This window comes from Lactobacillus fornicalis, assembly GCF_055362665.1.
The window spans coordinates 1-15,158 of record NZ_JBLTIM010000029.1 but is presented as its reverse complement, the minus strand read 5'-3'; the positions used below and the strand labels follow the sequence as shown (position 1 = coordinate 15,158).

Annotated in this window: 8 protein-coding genes and 1 pseudogene; 6 read left to right on the top strand and 3 right to left on the bottom strand. The window is 34.0% G+C overall.

Translation table 11 applies throughout. The features are described from left to right. Nucleotides 1–9: 9 nt before the first annotated feature. On the bottom strand, nt 10–1,047 hold the full coding sequence (locus ACNDLV_RS06350; protein ID WP_006586396.1) for a LacI family DNA-binding transcriptional regulator: 1,038 nt from the start codon (nt 1,045–1,047) through the stop codon (nt 10–12). A gap of 185 nt (nt 1,048–1,232) precedes the next feature. Here ACNDLV_RS06350 and ACNDLV_RS06345 point away from each other — a divergent pair, with 185 nt between their 5' ends. From ACNDLV_RS06345 to ACNDLV_RS06330, 4 genes and pseudogenes are all read left to right on the top strand, one after another. Next, a complete protein-coding gene (locus tag ACNDLV_RS06345) occupies nt 1,233–2,483 on the top strand; it encodes an extracellular solute-binding protein (RefSeq protein WP_006586397.1) in 1,251 nt (416 codons plus the stop codon). Nucleotides 2,484–2,503: 20 nt separating this feature from the next. After that, a pseudogene (locus tag ACNDLV_RS06340) lies at nt 2,504–3,378 on the top strand (carbohydrate ABC transporter permease). A gap of 14 nt (nt 3,379–3,392) precedes the next feature. After that, a complete protein-coding gene (locus ACNDLV_RS06335; RefSeq protein WP_006586399.1) occupies nt 3,393–4,226 on the top strand; it encodes a carbohydrate ABC transporter permease in 834 nt (277 codons plus the stop codon). A 21-nt stretch (nt 4,227–4,247) separates the two neighbouring features. Next, the gene (locus ACNDLV_RS06330; protein WP_006587700.1) at nt 4,248–5,357 is read left to right on the top strand and encodes an ABC transporter ATP-binding protein; all 1,110 of its coding nucleotides are present in this window, start codon (nt 4,248–4,250) and stop codon (nt 5,355–5,357) included. A 159-nt stretch (nt 5,358–5,516) separates the two neighbouring features. On the opposite strand, the gene ACNDLV_RS06325 is transcribed toward ACNDLV_RS06330, so the two are convergent. After that, the gene (locus ACNDLV_RS06325) at nt 5,517–6,539 is read right to left on the bottom strand and encodes a LacI family DNA-binding transcriptional regulator (protein ID WP_006587699.1); all 1,023 of its coding nucleotides are present in this window, start codon (nt 6,537–6,539) and stop codon (nt 5,517–5,519) included. Nucleotides 6,540–6,961: 422 nt separating this feature from the next. On the opposite strand from ACNDLV_RS06325, the gene ACNDLV_RS06320 reads away from it, so the two are divergent. Next, on the top strand, nt 6,962–13,216 hold the full coding sequence (locus ACNDLV_RS06320) for a mucin-binding protein (protein ID WP_006587698.1): 6,255 nt from the start codon (nt 6,962–6,964) through the stop codon (nt 13,214–13,216). A 357-nt stretch (nt 13,217–13,573) separates the two neighbouring features. Here the strand turns inward: ACNDLV_RS06320 and ACNDLV_RS06315 are convergent, their stop codons facing one another. Beyond that, nucleotides 13,574–14,191, bottom strand: a complete 618-nt coding sequence (locus ACNDLV_RS06315) for a DUF4097 family beta strand repeat-containing protein (protein WP_006586403.1) — start codon at nt 14,189–14,191, stop codon at nt 13,574–13,576. A gap of 313 nt (nt 14,192–14,504) precedes the next feature. Here ACNDLV_RS06315 and ACNDLV_RS06310 point away from each other — a divergent pair, with 313 nt between their 5' ends. After that, a complete protein-coding gene (locus ACNDLV_RS06310; protein WP_006587697.1) occupies nt 14,505–15,035 on the top strand; it encodes a macro domain-containing protein in 531 nt (176 codons plus the stop codon). The last annotated feature ends 123 nt before the right edge of the window (nt 15,036–15,158 follow it).

The window sequence follows — 15,158 nt, the reverse complement described above, 5'->3', positions numbered from 1 at the left end:
CTAGTAATCCTAGATTCTATTTTTTTTATTGGCTATACTACTTTCTCTTTCAATAAATTTTGAAGGTAAAAGTAACTGATAGGGAATAGTACGGTGATTAATAAAGCGGTCATGTAAAAGTCGAATAGCAGCTTGCCCCATTTGATAACTTGGAGCACTGATTGAACTGAGCGAAGGAACCAAATAAGATGCAACTTCCGAATTATTATAGCTGATAATTTGAATGTCGGTTGGGATTTCTTTTTGATGTAGATGAATTGATCGATAAGCTCCCATTGCTAATACATCACTTGCAACGAGGACAATTTTAGGCGGATTAGATGAATTTAGTAGTTTATCCATAGCACTGTACCCTTCATCTAGTGTCCAATTAGTTATTACTTCATTAATCGGCAAGTTATGTAGCTTCATCCAAGTTTCATATGCTTTGGTTCTAGGATCAATATTCATTTTTTTTGATAAATGAGTATGAGTCATTTCATTTAAGTAGCCCCCGATAAAACCAATCCTAGTGTATTTTCTTTGATAAAGTATATTTAAAACACGATTAGTAAGTTCAAAATAATTATTGCGAATTAAATCGTATTCATCAAAATGACGATATTCATCAATGATTACAATATTTGGATTATAAAGTGATACTCGTTTTATAAATTTAGAGGAAAATGTCCCAATAATTACAATTCCGTCAAAATTTTTTACAGATGAAAAATCAAAATTAGGTTTTGGAAAATGAATAAAACTACTTATTGTGTAGTGACTAGCATTTGCTTCCTCTTGTAACCCCTGACTTATATTTGAAAAATATAAGTCCCTATTTAGCTGTTCAACACTTAAAGCACATAAGATAATTATTTTACGTTTTTTATTATTGATATTAATCAATAGGCGATTAGGGCGAGGATCGTAGTGTAAATTATTGGCAACTTCTAAGACTTTTTTTCTAGTTGAATCCTTAATTGAAAAAGTTTTATCCTGGCTTAAAACTCGTGAAACAGTAGCAGGTGAAACCCCTGCCTTTCTAGCAATTTCTCTGATACTTGTCATAAAAAAACCTCTATATGGTAAATAATTAAGTAAACGTTTCAAAGCTTTATTGTACAAAACTTTATCCTGTATTTTAAGTACAAGGGAGCTAATTAACTGTTTACAGTAATTATATAATAGTTTAGTATGAAAGCGTTAACAAGTGTATTTAAAATAATTTAATTTGTAGTGAGAGGAGAATAGCGATGAAGAAGTGGCTAAAGTTAGTTGCTGGTGGAATTATCGCGTTAGCTTTCTTGAGTCTTACCGGGTGTAGAAAACAAGATGCAAGCAGCAATAAAAAAGTTACGATTGAGTTTTTTAATCAGAAAAGAGAAATGCAAGCAACTTTAAAGAAAATGATTAAAAAATTTGAAAAAGAACATCCTAATATTCGAGTGAAGGAAACCGATGTTCCATCTGCTGGTGATGTTTTGAAGGTAAGGATGCTATCTGGGGATGCACCAGATGTTATCAACACTTATCCACAGAACTTAGACTACCAAACTTGGGCTAAGGTGGGATATTTTGTTGATATGACTCATAAGTCATATATTAAAAATATTGTTAACAATTATGCTGAAAAGTTTGCTATCAATGGCAAAATTTACAACGCTCCATTGAGTGCTAATTTATATGGCTTTTACTACAATGCCACTGAGTTTGAAAAGTTAGGTTTAAAAATTCCTCAAACTTGGTCAGAACTAGAGCATTTAGTTAAAGAAATTAAAGCAAAAGGAAAGACACCATTTGCTATAGCTGGGACAGAGCCGTGGACTTTAAATGGGTATCATAACTTATCTTTAGCGACAGTTACTGGTGGATTTAATCAGGCAGAAAATTTAATTAGATATTCTCCAGTTAATTCAATTTCTCTAAATAATAAATATATTCAAGCTGACATTCAAAGACTTGACTTACTTCGAGGCAATGGTCAGAAGAACTGGAAAGGAGCCAGCTATAACGATGCAGTTATGGCCTTTACTAGTGGCAAAGCTCTAATTATGCCACAAGGTTCTTGGGCTTTAGCCGTAATTAAAACACAGAACCCTAAATTTAAAATTAGAACCTTTGCCTTCCCTGGTAATAAACCAGGTCAAGAAATGACAGTAGGTTCAGGTGATATGGCACTGTCAATTTCATCAAGATCCAAACATAAAAAAGCAGCTGATGAATTTCTAAAGTTCATGTGTAGTCCTGAAGCAATGCAAATGTATTATGACCAAGATGGCTCGCCATGTACGATTAAAGGTGTTAAGCAAAAGGGTATCGATTCAGAATTAGGTGGTTTAAGTAAATATGCATTTACTAAGAAACATATGGTTTGGCTGGGCCAAAAATGGACCACTGAAAATGATTTCTTCAATTTGACTGGTAATTATGTTTTGACTGGAGACAAGAAACAATTAATAAGTGACTTTAACACTACCTTTAACCCTATGAAGGCTACTAATTAATCTTGACAGGAGGAGCAAAAATGACGTTGAAAAAATTTGCTGCTAAGTATTGGGGTTGGACTTTTCTGATTGTCCCAATTATTTTACAGATCATCTTTTTCTATTTTCCAATGGTTCAAGGCGCCTTTTATAGTTTGACAGATTGGAATGGTTTTACTTATAACTTTAATTTTGTTGGCTTAAATAACTATAGAATTCTCTTTATGGATGCCAAGTTTATGAAGGCCATTGGGTTCACATTATTATTAACTGTGTGCTTAATTGTGGGAGAAATTGCTTTTGGTATTTTAATTGCACGTGCTTTGAATGCCAAGATTAAGGGGCGGTTATTTTGGAGAGCATGGTTTTTCTTCCCGGCCGTTTTATCAGGATTGACAGTTTCTTGATTTTTAAACAAGTCTTCAATTATGGATTACCAGCAATTGGTAATTGGCTTCATTTAGACTTTTTAACTGATTCAATTTTAGGCAACCAAGTTGGCGCAATTATTGCAGTAATCTTTGTTATGCTTTGGCAGGGAATTGCAATGCCAGTCATTATTTTCTTAGCTGGTTTACAAAGCATTCCTGATGAAATTAAAGAAGCTGCTGCAATGGATGGAGCAAATAATACACAAATCTTTTGGAAGATTGAATTACCATATCTTCTTCCAAGTATTTCAATGGTATTCATTATGGCATTAAAGGCTGGTTTTACGGCATTTGATCAAATTTTTGCTTTAACTAGTGGTGGACCTACTGATGCAACTACCTCAATTGGTTTATTAATTTATAATTATGCCTTTAAGAATAATCAATATGGGTATGCAAATGCAATTGCCTTAGTGTTATTTGTTGTAATTGCATTAATTTCAATTTTGCAAGTTAAGCTATCTAACAAGTATGAAGTGCAGTAGAGGGAGAGGTAAATATGCAAAGTAAACGTGAGCCAGGGAATTTTTGGAAATATGTTTTGTTGATTTCTGGTGGAATTTTAATTTTAGTTCCAATTTTATATTCATTTTTGAGTTCGTTTAAGACAACTAAGCAAATTATGGCGAATTTCTTTGCTTTTCCCAATCCATGGACCTGGGCTAACTATGAACACTTGTTTGCTGATGGGATTGGTGGCTACTTTTGGAACTCAATTGTGATTAGTATTTGTTCAGTTATCGTGGTAATGCTTTTTGTACCAATGGCCGCATATTCAATTGCGAGAAATATGAGCAAAAAACGCGCTTTTAACATTATGTACTCACTTTTAATTTTGGGTATTTTCGTTCCATTTCAAGTAATTATGATTCCAATCACGGTTTTAATGAACCGGATAGGACTAGCCAATATGTGGGGCTTAATTATTTTGTACCTAACTTATGCAATTCCACAAACTTTATTCTTGTATGTTGGTTACATCAAGTTGAGTATTCCAGAAAGTTTGGATGAAGCAGCTGAAATTGATGGTGCAAGTAAGTGGATAACTTATTTCAAGATTGCCTTTCCTTTAATGAAGCCAATGCATGCAACAACTTTAATTGTTAATGCAATGTGGTTTTGGAATGACTTTATGCTTCCATTACTAATTTTGAACAAGGATAACCGGATGTGGACCTTGCCGCTATTCCAATACAACTACACTGGACAATATTTCAATGATTATGGTCCAAGTTTTGCATCATATGTAGTTGGGATTATTACGATTACCATCGTATATATGATTTTTCAAAAGAATATTATTGCTGGAATGAGCAACGGGGCAGTTAAGTAAGCAGAGTAAATGGAGATAAAAATGGTTAAAGTAGACTTAGATCACGTATATAAGAAGTATGATAATGCAACTGATTATTCAGTGACTGATTTTAATTTGCATATCAATGATCATGAATTCATTGTTTTTGTTGGTCCATCTGGGTGTGGTAAGTCAACCACTTTGAGAATGATTGCTGGACTAGAAGAAATTTCAAAGGGAACTCTTAAAATTGGTGGCAAGGTCATGAATGATATCGCACCAAAAGATCGGCAAATTGCCATGGTTTTCCAGAACTATGCCTTATATCCACATATGAGTGTTTATGACAATATGGCTTTTGGTTTGAAATTACGTCACTATTCAAAAGAAGAAATTGATAAAAAGGTCAAAAGTGCGGCTGAAGTTTTAGGATTAGCACACTTACTAGACAGAAAACCTGCAGCTCTTTCTGGTGGGCAACGCCAACGTGTGGCGTTAGGAAGGGCAATTGTGCGGGATGCGCCAATCTTTTTGATGGATGAACCATTAAGTAACTTGGATGCTAAGCTTAGAGTTTCAATGAGAGCAGAAATTGCAAAACTTCATCAAGAATTGAAGACTACTACTATTTATGTAACTCATGATCAAACTGAAGCCATGACTTTAGCTGATCGAATTGTTGTCTTAAAAGATGGTAAAATTCAACAAGTTGGTAGTCCTTTAGAAGTCTATAATAAGCCAGCCAATGTCTTTGTTGCAGGTTTTATTGGGTCCCCCGCTATGAACTTTTTCCGTGTTATTTTGAAGGATGGAAAGATTATTGATAAGAATAATCAAGATTTTGCAATTCCCGTTCCAGAAGGTAAATTAAAGATTCTTAAAGAAAAAGGATATGATAATAAAGAAATTATCTTTGGTATTCGACCTGAAGATGTACATACTGAAGAAGTTTTCTTGCAAGCATTCCCTGAAACCGTGGTAAATGCTACTGTAACTGTTTCTGAATTGTTAGGATCTGAAACTCAACTTTATACTAAAGTAGGTGAAAGTGAATTAGTTTCTCGAGTTGATGCACGTGATTTCACTAAACCAGGTAGTATGGTTCAAATGGGATTCGAAATGAATAAAGCCCATTTCTTTGATGCAGAAACAGAGTTAACAATTGACTAATTTTAATAAATTTTAAGTAACTGAAAAAATATCTATAATACAAAAAATGTTGATATATCAAGGCGCTACATAACCATGATTATCAACATTTTTTATCAAAAAGAATTTATTCTTAGATGTTTATTGAACTTTTATATTTGAATTTCCAAGAAAGTCCTTTTAATTATCGAGATTAGAATAACTACTTTCACGTTCAATAAATTTAGAAGGTAGTACCACTTGCCATGCTTGTGTGCGTTGATTAATAAAGCGGTCATTTAGCAATCGAATAGCGGCTTTCCCCATTTCTAAGGTTGGAGCGTTAATAGAAGAAAGAGAAGGTACTAAATAAGAAGCTACTTCTGAATTGTTAAAGCTAATGAGTTGGATATCATCGGGAATTTTTAATTGATGGAGATGAATAGCTCGATAAGCACCAACCGCTAATAAATCACTTGATGCAATTACTATTTCAGGAGTGTTTTTCGTAGATAATAATTTTTCCATGGCATTAAATCCAGCTTCTAAAGTCCAATCAGTAGCGATTTCTTGGATTGGTAAATCATGACTTTTCATCCAGCTTCGGTAAGCTCGTGAGCGAGGATCTATGCAGGATTCGTCTGAAAGGCCTAGGCAATCCATTTGATTAACTGCTCCACCAATTAGTGCAATTTTATGGAAATTACGTTCAAATAGAAGATCTAATATTTTATTTGTATATGAATAGTAGTTATTACGAATTAAGTCAAATTTTTCAAAATCCCGAGGTTCATTGATAATAACAACATTCGTATTATATTTGGCTACGTGTTCTAAGAAATTTGAGGTAAAAGTTCCAATTACAATTATGCCATCAAACTTCTTTAAATCAGAAAATCTGAATTTAGAATCTGGAAAATGTATGAAATTAACGACCGTAATATGAGAAATATCTGCTTCTTTATAAAGCCCCTTCTTAATATCAGAGAAGTATAAATCTCGATTGAGAGTTTCAACGCTTAACGCGCATAATACAATAATTTTTCTCTTTGGGCCATTAGAAGGGCGATTGGGCTTAAGCTCATAGTGTAAGGATTTTGCAAGATTGAGGACCTTTTGGCGAGTGGAATTTTTTATAGAAAATGTTTTATCTCTGTTCAAAACTCTTGAAACGGTAGCAGGTGATACGCCTGCTTTTCTAGCAATTTCACGGATACTTGTCATCGGATAATTGGTCCTTTCTTGTAAAAAATTTATATTAATACTAATATAAATTATTTTATTGAACTTAGTAAACGTTTAATTGTTAATAGTAAATAAATGCTAAAAATAGTCACATAAAATAAAATAACAAAAAATAGAGTATATTTATCGAGTTGTAGAAAAAGATAGCAATAATCTAATGAAAATTCCCTGATAAAGTACACTATTTTTTTTTTTTTTTTTTTTAGTTAGTGAAAAAATCACAAATTTAAATATTTTATTGAAAATAAGTTATTAATTGGCAATATAAATCAATGAAAATATTTTCAAAAAAGCACACCTATATATCTTGAAATAGCTACATTACGTCTGATAATATAGTGACTGCTTGAAATTTGATGAAATAATTTTATTAAACTTATGGAGGAGTTATTCTTAATATTATGAGTTTTTTTAATGATAGATTATGTGAAGAGATTAACGAAATACAGAGATTTTCTTTTAGAAAGACGAGTATTGGTTTGGCTTCATTTGCTATTTCCAGTTTAATTTTCTTAAATTGGAGTACTGGCTATGCGCTTGCAGATACCTCTTCTAGTATTAATTCTCTCAAATTAAATAACACATCTAAGATTGAAAACTCAGATACTCCTATTATTTCTAAAAATGTCGAAGTAAACAGTGCAAAAGATAAATTGAATCGAGAAATAGATACCGCACAAAAAGCTGGCTTCAACATAAAACAAGATTCAGATAAAGTAATTAAAGTAAACGATGAAGTAGATGGATTAGAAAAAGTACAAGCAGACTACGCTGAGCAAGCTTCAGATATTAAACAACAAATTAAAGACAATCAAAGTAAATTAAATGAATGGCAAGACCAAAGAGAAGAGCAGGAAGCTGCATTTAAACAAGGACATGCTGTTGAAGCGACAGATCACGCTTATGTTGAAAATACATTTGAGTATAATTCGCATGCGGATTCTGTAAAACTTTATAAAGTTACTAAAAGCAATGATGGAAAAGAATTAAAAGAAGAAATTCAATTATCAGGCACTAATACTCAAAATAAAGAACCTCGAAATTTTGATGAACCTAGTAACCCTAATAGATTGCAGTATGCTGAAGTAGATAGTAATACTCATTTGTATGCTAGATGGTCAAATGTTGTATTGGATACTGCGACGAATAAAAAATATGATATGGTAGTTGAATTAAGTGATGCAGTAATTGATAAACGTGAGCTATATGGAAATCCTACTAAAAATGAAAAAGGAATTATTGAAATTTTTAGGGATCCTTCGAGTGGATTAGCTTTCAATTATATTACTGCATTAAAATTAACGAAATATCTTGTTGAATCAGGTACTGATAACCTTTATGAAGGAGAAGATTATTTTACACAAGATACCTTAAATCGGCAGTTGCCTGATTCTGAACAACCTTTAAATAAGCGTTATAAAGCTGAAAATCAAAGAGCTGAATTTATAAAACCTGTGGAAGGGGCAATTGCAGCTTTTGTTCCCAAGGGTTCAGCAATGGAAGCCGTAGAACATGATATTAGTAATGGAAATTCAGGTGCTAAGAGTTTAATTGAAGAAGTTAATTCTAGTCTTCCAAAAAATAAGCAGCTTTCAGAAAGTGTCTTTATTTCCAAAGGGGCAGAGGTAAAAATTAATGATGAAAGTCAAATAACTTACCCTGTTAAAGAATCTATGGTTTTCTTAACCAAAGGAAAGGCTAGTTTCTTATTAGGAGTTATAAATCCAATTAATAATGGGGATCCTGAAGATGTTTATGTTGGCCCAGATGTCAGAAAGCACAGAGTTAGAGCTGACTATACTCAAGTTGGATTAGGCATTTTGGATAAGAATGATTTTAAGAGTGTAGAAAAACCAACTATTACTTATCATCGTACGTTAGTAAAAAGTCCTGTTTCTCTAACTAAGACAATTCACTATATCGATAATAATGGGAAGGAAGTAAAAGATTCAGTATCTAGTTCAGTTACAGTTTATAAAACTTTTGATCCAACTAATCCATTGGATTCTAGTGTAATAAGTTATGAAAGTACAGACTCTAAAATACCAGTGAATTCAACTGGAAAAGTAATTTTACCAGGTGCTGAGGTACCATTAATAAAGGGGGCTTATGCCAAAATAGTTCCATCAGAAGCGAATAATGATTCAGAAGTCAGTGTTAAAAATCCAACCCGAGAATATAATATAGTTTACAATTCATTTGGAAAAATTATTCCAGTTGATGAAAGTGGTAAGGAAATTCAAGGAGCAGACACTCCAACTTACAACAATAATTCAGATGATCCAACTAAGGCTGGTGATACAACTACGCCAACGGTTCCTGGTTATACAGCAACTAAGACAACAGTTTCTGGTAGCGACATCACTAACCCGGGTGACAACACTAAGGTAATTTACACAGCCAATAATAAGACTACGAATATCGTCTTCAAGGATCAAGACAACAATAATAAGGTTGTTAATACCGTTCCAGTGGATGGTTATACTTCAGAAACAGTTCCTGTTGATGGGACTAAGACGACAATTCCTGATGGTTACGAATTAGTTCCTGGCAATCAAGTGCCAACAACCATTACCTTTGCTGGCGGGGACTCAACTACTCCGGACATAGTAGTTTATTTGAAGCACAAACATACCATCACTACCAAAAACATTAATAAGAAAATTACTTACCAAACAACTGATGGCAATACTGTTGCTGATTCATACAAGACGTCAATAACTATCGCACAAGATGTTGATGAAGCAACAAATACTGCTACTTACAAGGTAAATGGTGAAATTACAACTAAGGCTGACTTAACTAGTCAAGATGTCCCTGCAGCACCAACTGGTTACCATTTGGATACTAACCAATCAACTGGGGATTACAACAAGTCCACTTCTTATGACTTAACCAATCAATTTAATACATTGACAGACGGACAAACTGTAAATGCTAAGGTAGTTTATGCCCCAGATAAGCAAACTATCACTGTTACTGTTCATGATTCCGAAACTAACACAGATGTAACGATCCCAACTATTATTCCAACAAATTTCGATGGAACAACTAGTGGTACTGTTGATATCACTGATGGCATCAACAAGATTAAGATTTACTTAACTACTCACGGTTACACTGTTCCTGATACTGTTGAAGTTCCAAAGAACTTTGATAACACTGATAATGGTGACTCAAATACTGATAAGACTCCACAACCAGTAACAATCACTGTTGGCCACAAGACTACTGAAGTTAAGCCAGATAGTCCAAAGACAACTGACGATAATTTGCCAGATAATCCTGACAAGAAATACCCATCAGGCGTAACTGCAACTGACCTTAACAAGACTATCACTAGAACTATTCTCGAAGTTGATCCAGTAACTAAGGAAAGCAAGACTGTCGCAACCCAAACAGTTCACTACACCAGAACTGCAACTGTTGACGAAGTAACTGGTAAGGTAGCTTATACTAATTGGGCAACTACTGACAAGTGGGCTTCATACACTGCACCTGACAAGCCTGGTTATACACCAAGCCAAAAGAGCGTGGATGAAACTACACCTTCAGTAACTGATAAGGACCAAACAGTAACTATTACTTACAGCGCTAACCCAACTAATACTAATGTTGTCTTCGTTGATGATAACGATAATGGTAAGACGGTAAAGACTGTTACGGTTGATGGCACAACTGGTGGAACCACGCCACTTTCAAGTGATGACCAAAAGATTCCAGCTGGTTATGAATTAGTACCAGGTAATACTATCCCAACTGAAATCAAGTTCAACAATGATGGTAGCCAAACTCCAAATACTACTATTCACTTGAAGCATAAGACTATAACAGTAAATTCTGATAGTCCAAAGACAACTGACGATAACTTGCCAGACAATCCTGACAAGAAGTACCCATCAGGCGTAACTGCAACTGACCTTAACAAGACAATCACTAGAACTATTGTCGAAGTTGATCCAGTAACTGGTGAAAAGAAGACGGTTGCAACTCAATCAGTTCACTACACCAGAACTGCAACTGTTGATGAAGTAAATGGCAAGGTAACATACAGTGATTGGACTACTACTGACAAGTGGGCTTCATACACTGCACCTGACAAGCCTGGTTACACCCCAAGCCAAACTAGTGTTGAAGAAGCTACACCTGCAGTAACAATTACTTACACTGGCAACCCAACCAACACAAAGGTAATCTTCGTAGATGACAATGATAATGGTAAGACGATTAAGACAGTTCCAGTTAACGGTGTAACTGGCGGAACTACACCACTTTCAAGTGATGACCAAAAGATTCCGGATGGTTACGAACTAGTAGATGGTAACAAGGTGCCAACTGAAATCAAGTTCAATAATGATGGAAGTCAAACTCCAGATACTACTATTCACTTGAAGCACAAGACTGTGGATGTAACACCTGATAGTCCAGCACAACCTGGCGACAAGTTACCTGATAATCCGAACAAGTATTATCCAGATGGCGTTGACACTACCAAGGTAGTTACTAGGACTATTAATGTTCACAAGCCAGATGGAACTACTGAAACTATTACTCAAACAGTAACTTTCACAAGAACTGTGACTGTTGATGAAGTGACTGGTAAGGTAATAAGTTCAACTCCGTGGACTTCAACTAATCCAGATTATCCTGAATACACTGTGCCAAGTATTGATGGCTACACACCAAGTCAAAGCACAGTAAAAAAGGTAACTCCAAAGGATACTGATAGTAATTCAACAGTTGATGTAACTTATACTGGTAACACCCAAACTATCAAGGTAGTTGCAGTTGATAAGACTACTGGCAAGGAAGTTACTGTTGATGTGCCAACTACTTTCAATGGTAAAAGTGATGAGAATGTTGGTAGCGATGTAACTGACGGTGTTGAAAAAATCAAAAATTACTTGAAGAACCAGGGGTACACAGTTCCTGAAACTATTGAAATTCCAACTAACTTTGATCACAGTCAAAGTGCAGATTCAACTAAGGATGACCAACCACAAGTAATTAATATTACAGTTGATCATACTCATTCAAGCTCTACTGAAGACAAGACAGTTACAAGAACAATAATTGTTAAGAATCCAAATGGTACAGAAAACACCACTAAGCAAACAGTAATCTTCACAAGAACAGTAACTACTGACAATGTGACAGGAGACAAGACTTATAGTAGTTGGACTACTGATGGAACAAGTGATTGGAATGAATTCACAACACCAACTGTTGCAGGATATACCCCAAGTCAAAGCATTGTAGAAAAGGTAACCCCAAGTGCAGATGATAGTAATCAAACGATAACTATTGACTACAGTGCAGACAAGCAAGTGCTTAAGCTACGTGCATACGATGTAAACATTGGCAGTGCAGTAGAAATAGAATTACCAAGTAGTTTAACAACCGAAGTAGATGGTGCAAGTAATGGTACAGTTGATGTAGATAATGTGAACACCTTGAGTGAAGCTATTAAGAGTTACTTGGCAAGCAAGGGTTACAGTTTTGTATCATCAACAGAAGCACCAACTAAGCTTGATACAGATGATAGTGCAACTCAATATGTGGACTTGACCTTCAACCATGCGATAACACCAGCAACAGAAGACAAGACAGTCACAAGAACAATAATTGTTAAGAATCCTGATGGTACAGAAAACACCACTAAGCAAGAAGTAACTTTCACAAGAACAGTAACTACTGACAATGTGAAAGGAGACAAGACTTATGGTAGTTGGACTACTGATGGAACAAGTGATTGGAATAAATTCACAACACTAACTGTTGCAGGATACACCCCAAGTCAAAGCACAGTAGAAAAAGTGACTCCAAGTGCAGATGACAGTGATCAAACAGTAACTATTGACTACAGTGCCGACAAACAAACAATTGTAATTAATTATGTTGATAAAGATTCAAATAATAAATTATTAACTTCCGTTACTTTAACTGGATTTACTGGTGACAAAGTAGAATATAGTACAGCTGAAACAATTAAGAATTTTGAAAATGCAGGCTATGAATTAGTGAGTGATAATTTTTCAAATAATGCTTATTACCTCGCAAAAATGCAAATCTTTACTGTTGTGCTAAAGCATGATCCGATTTTAAAAGTGGAAACTAAGCAGTTTACTTATACAGTGCATTATGTTTCAACTGATGGAGTCTCAGTTCCTGAGGATAACGTGCAAGTGTCTACATGGAAACGTACAATATCTAAGGATTTAGTTACAGGCATTGAAACACCAATAACATCTTGGACTTCAAACATTAATAAGTATAAAGAAGTAATCACACCAGAAATAGCTAGACATTATGCGGATACATTAATGGTAGATAGCAAAAATGTATTACAAAAAAATATAGTCGTAACTGTAACCTACAAGCCAGAAATTGTTTTAAATAACGATGGTGAATTTTCTAAGTCTAAAATTTCAAATAAATTAGAGAAAGAAAATGAACAAAGAAAAATAAATAATTTAATGTCTAACAAGCCAATTTCAAATGCTCAAAGCCTAAACCTAAGTCAGAAATCATTAATCAATTATGATAAGAATTTACCTCAGACTGGTAATCATGAAAAGTTAGTTCAGATACTAGGTATAGGACTTGTGACAACGAGCTTATTATTCAAATTATTGGGTAATAAAAAAGAAAATTAATAATTAATTATTTAAGGAGGTGGTCGTGTCCTAGCAACAGTTCATAACAATCCTTTTAAGCTATTAGAAGTTTACTAAATGAATCACCCTCATTAAAACAACCCCCTAGATTCATTTGGGTAAGTTAGCTTAAAACCTTTATTTCTACTGTTACCTCAGTAGACCGTGCAGCAATGCTGCAAACACGAAATAATTTTTCTGAATACTCCCACAAGTAAAATAAATGAAACTCCCACTTTATTTGTTTTACAATCAGATAATTATTTCATTCTTAGAAAGTGGAAGAATTGGTCTTCCCAACCCCTATATATAAATAAACCCTATAGAAATAGCCAGAGTTACTCTGGCTATTTTCTTTTATTCAATTGTACAAAGTCCAGTATCATTTCTGAGACGATACATTGGCACTCCAGCTTTAAAAAGACGCTTGTCACCACGAATTTTAACAGAACCGAATAATTTAGAAATTCCGGTTTCACATTTAATATCGTAGCCACAAAGGCTCGTTAGTGAATTTTTAATGAACAGTGTGCCAGAATCAACGTTTATATCACAATGATCTGAGACAATTAACTTATCTGCATTTACAGTTCCAGTATCACAGGTTATTGAAACTTTTTCAGCGTGGATATTATTGAGATAAACTAGTCCGCTGTCAACTTGAATATCAATTGTATTAACTGTTAAATTGCGAAGACTGATGCCACCTACATCGCAAATGCCGTTTAAATGTTCAAGAGATGGCAGTTTTAATTCAATGATTGAAGTCACCTCGTCTTTAGATTTAAAAGATAATGAAAAATATTTCTTCTTTATGAATAATCCCTGACTGGAATGAATTTGTTTAATGGTGGTATTTTCTCCTGGCGTAATTTCAAAATCTTCAGGCTGACAATTATGAAAACTAATGCTGAAAGTGTCATCTTCAATAATTTTTACAAAAACATCATCTAAAAATAAAGTGAGTGATTTCATCGTATTCCCTCTTCTCTTAAATTAATATTTTAATTAAATAATCATAATTATAGTCCATGAATTAATAGTAAGCTAGTATTTATTTATTCAAAGTAATAAATTTGTATTTAAATTAAATTAAAAAGTAAAGTGCTTTTTTAAGCACTTTTTATCATTACTTGGTATAATAAATTTGTCCACAGTAGATATGTGGATGGAGAAAGTTTCCTGTATTTTTATCACCTCCTTTCTATATTATTTCCTTTTGTTTCATAAATGGGCTACCCGAATGGGTAGCTTTTTTAGTGCTATTATTAAAATAGGTGATGAAATAATGAAAGAAATCGAATTAAGTAAAAATATTTTCGTTGTAAAGGCGAGTGTTGTAAATTTTCCAGCTGATGCAATTGTTAATGCGGCCAACAAGACTTTATTAGGTGGAGGAGGAGTTGATGGTGCAATTCATCAAGCAGCTGGGCCTAATTTATTAGAAGCCTGTAAGAAATTAAATGGGTGTGATACTGGTGAAGCTAAAATTACACCTTCTTTTGATTTAAAAACTTGTAAATATATTATCCATACTGTAGGACCTGTTTTTAAATTGAGCCAGAATCCTCAGCAGCAATTGCAGTCATGTTATAAGAAAAGTTTAGACTTAGCCTTGGAATATAAATGTAATTCAGTGGCTTTTTCTGGAATATCTACTGGAGTATATGAATATCCAGTGAAGCAGGCTGCAAGTGTTGCAAGTGAAGCAGTAGCTGAATGGCTTAAAAGACATAATTTTGCTATTAAGGTGTTTTTATGCTGTTATAAAGAGTCAGAATTTGAAGCTTATGCTCAGTTGGTTAGAACTACTAAATAATAAAATTGAAGACGGTATAGTCCATTTGGATTTGTTTTTAAATTCGTATATACCAATATTTAAATATGATAGATATGACTATATGATATGAAAGGTAAAGTTGAATTATGAGACTGTAAAATA

Excerpts from the sequence above, each read along its gene's own strand:
- ACNDLV_RS06350 (WP_006586396.1), bottom strand. The coding sequence starts at position 1,047 with ATGACAAGTATCAGAGAAATTGCTAGAAAGGCAGGGGTTTCACCTGCT.
- ACNDLV_RS06345 (WP_006586397.1), top strand. The coding sequence starts at position 1,233 with ATGAAGAAGTGGCTAAAGTTAGTTGCTGGTGGAATTATCGCGTTAGCT.
- ACNDLV_RS06335 (WP_006586399.1), top strand. The coding sequence starts at position 3,393 with ATGCAAAGTAAACGTGAGCCAGGGAATTTTTGGAAATATGTTTTGTTG.
- ACNDLV_RS06330 (WP_006587700.1), top strand. The coding sequence starts at position 4,248 with ATGGTTAAAGTAGACTTAGATCACGTATATAAGAAGTATGATAATGCA.
- ACNDLV_RS06325 (WP_006587699.1), bottom strand. The coding sequence starts at position 6,539 with ATGACAAGTATCCGTGAAATTGCTAGAAAAGCAGGCGTATCACCTGCT.
- ACNDLV_RS06320 (WP_006587698.1), top strand. The coding sequence starts at position 6,962 with ATGAGTTTTTTTAATGATAGATTATGTGAAGAGATTAACGAAATACAG.
- ACNDLV_RS06315 (WP_006586403.1), bottom strand. The coding sequence starts at position 14,191 with ATGAAATCACTCACTTTATTTTTAGATGATGTTTTTGTAAAAATTATT.
- ACNDLV_RS06310 (WP_006587697.1), top strand. The coding sequence starts at position 14,505 with ATGAAAGAAATCGAATTAAGTAAAAATATTTTCGTTGTAAAGGCGAGT.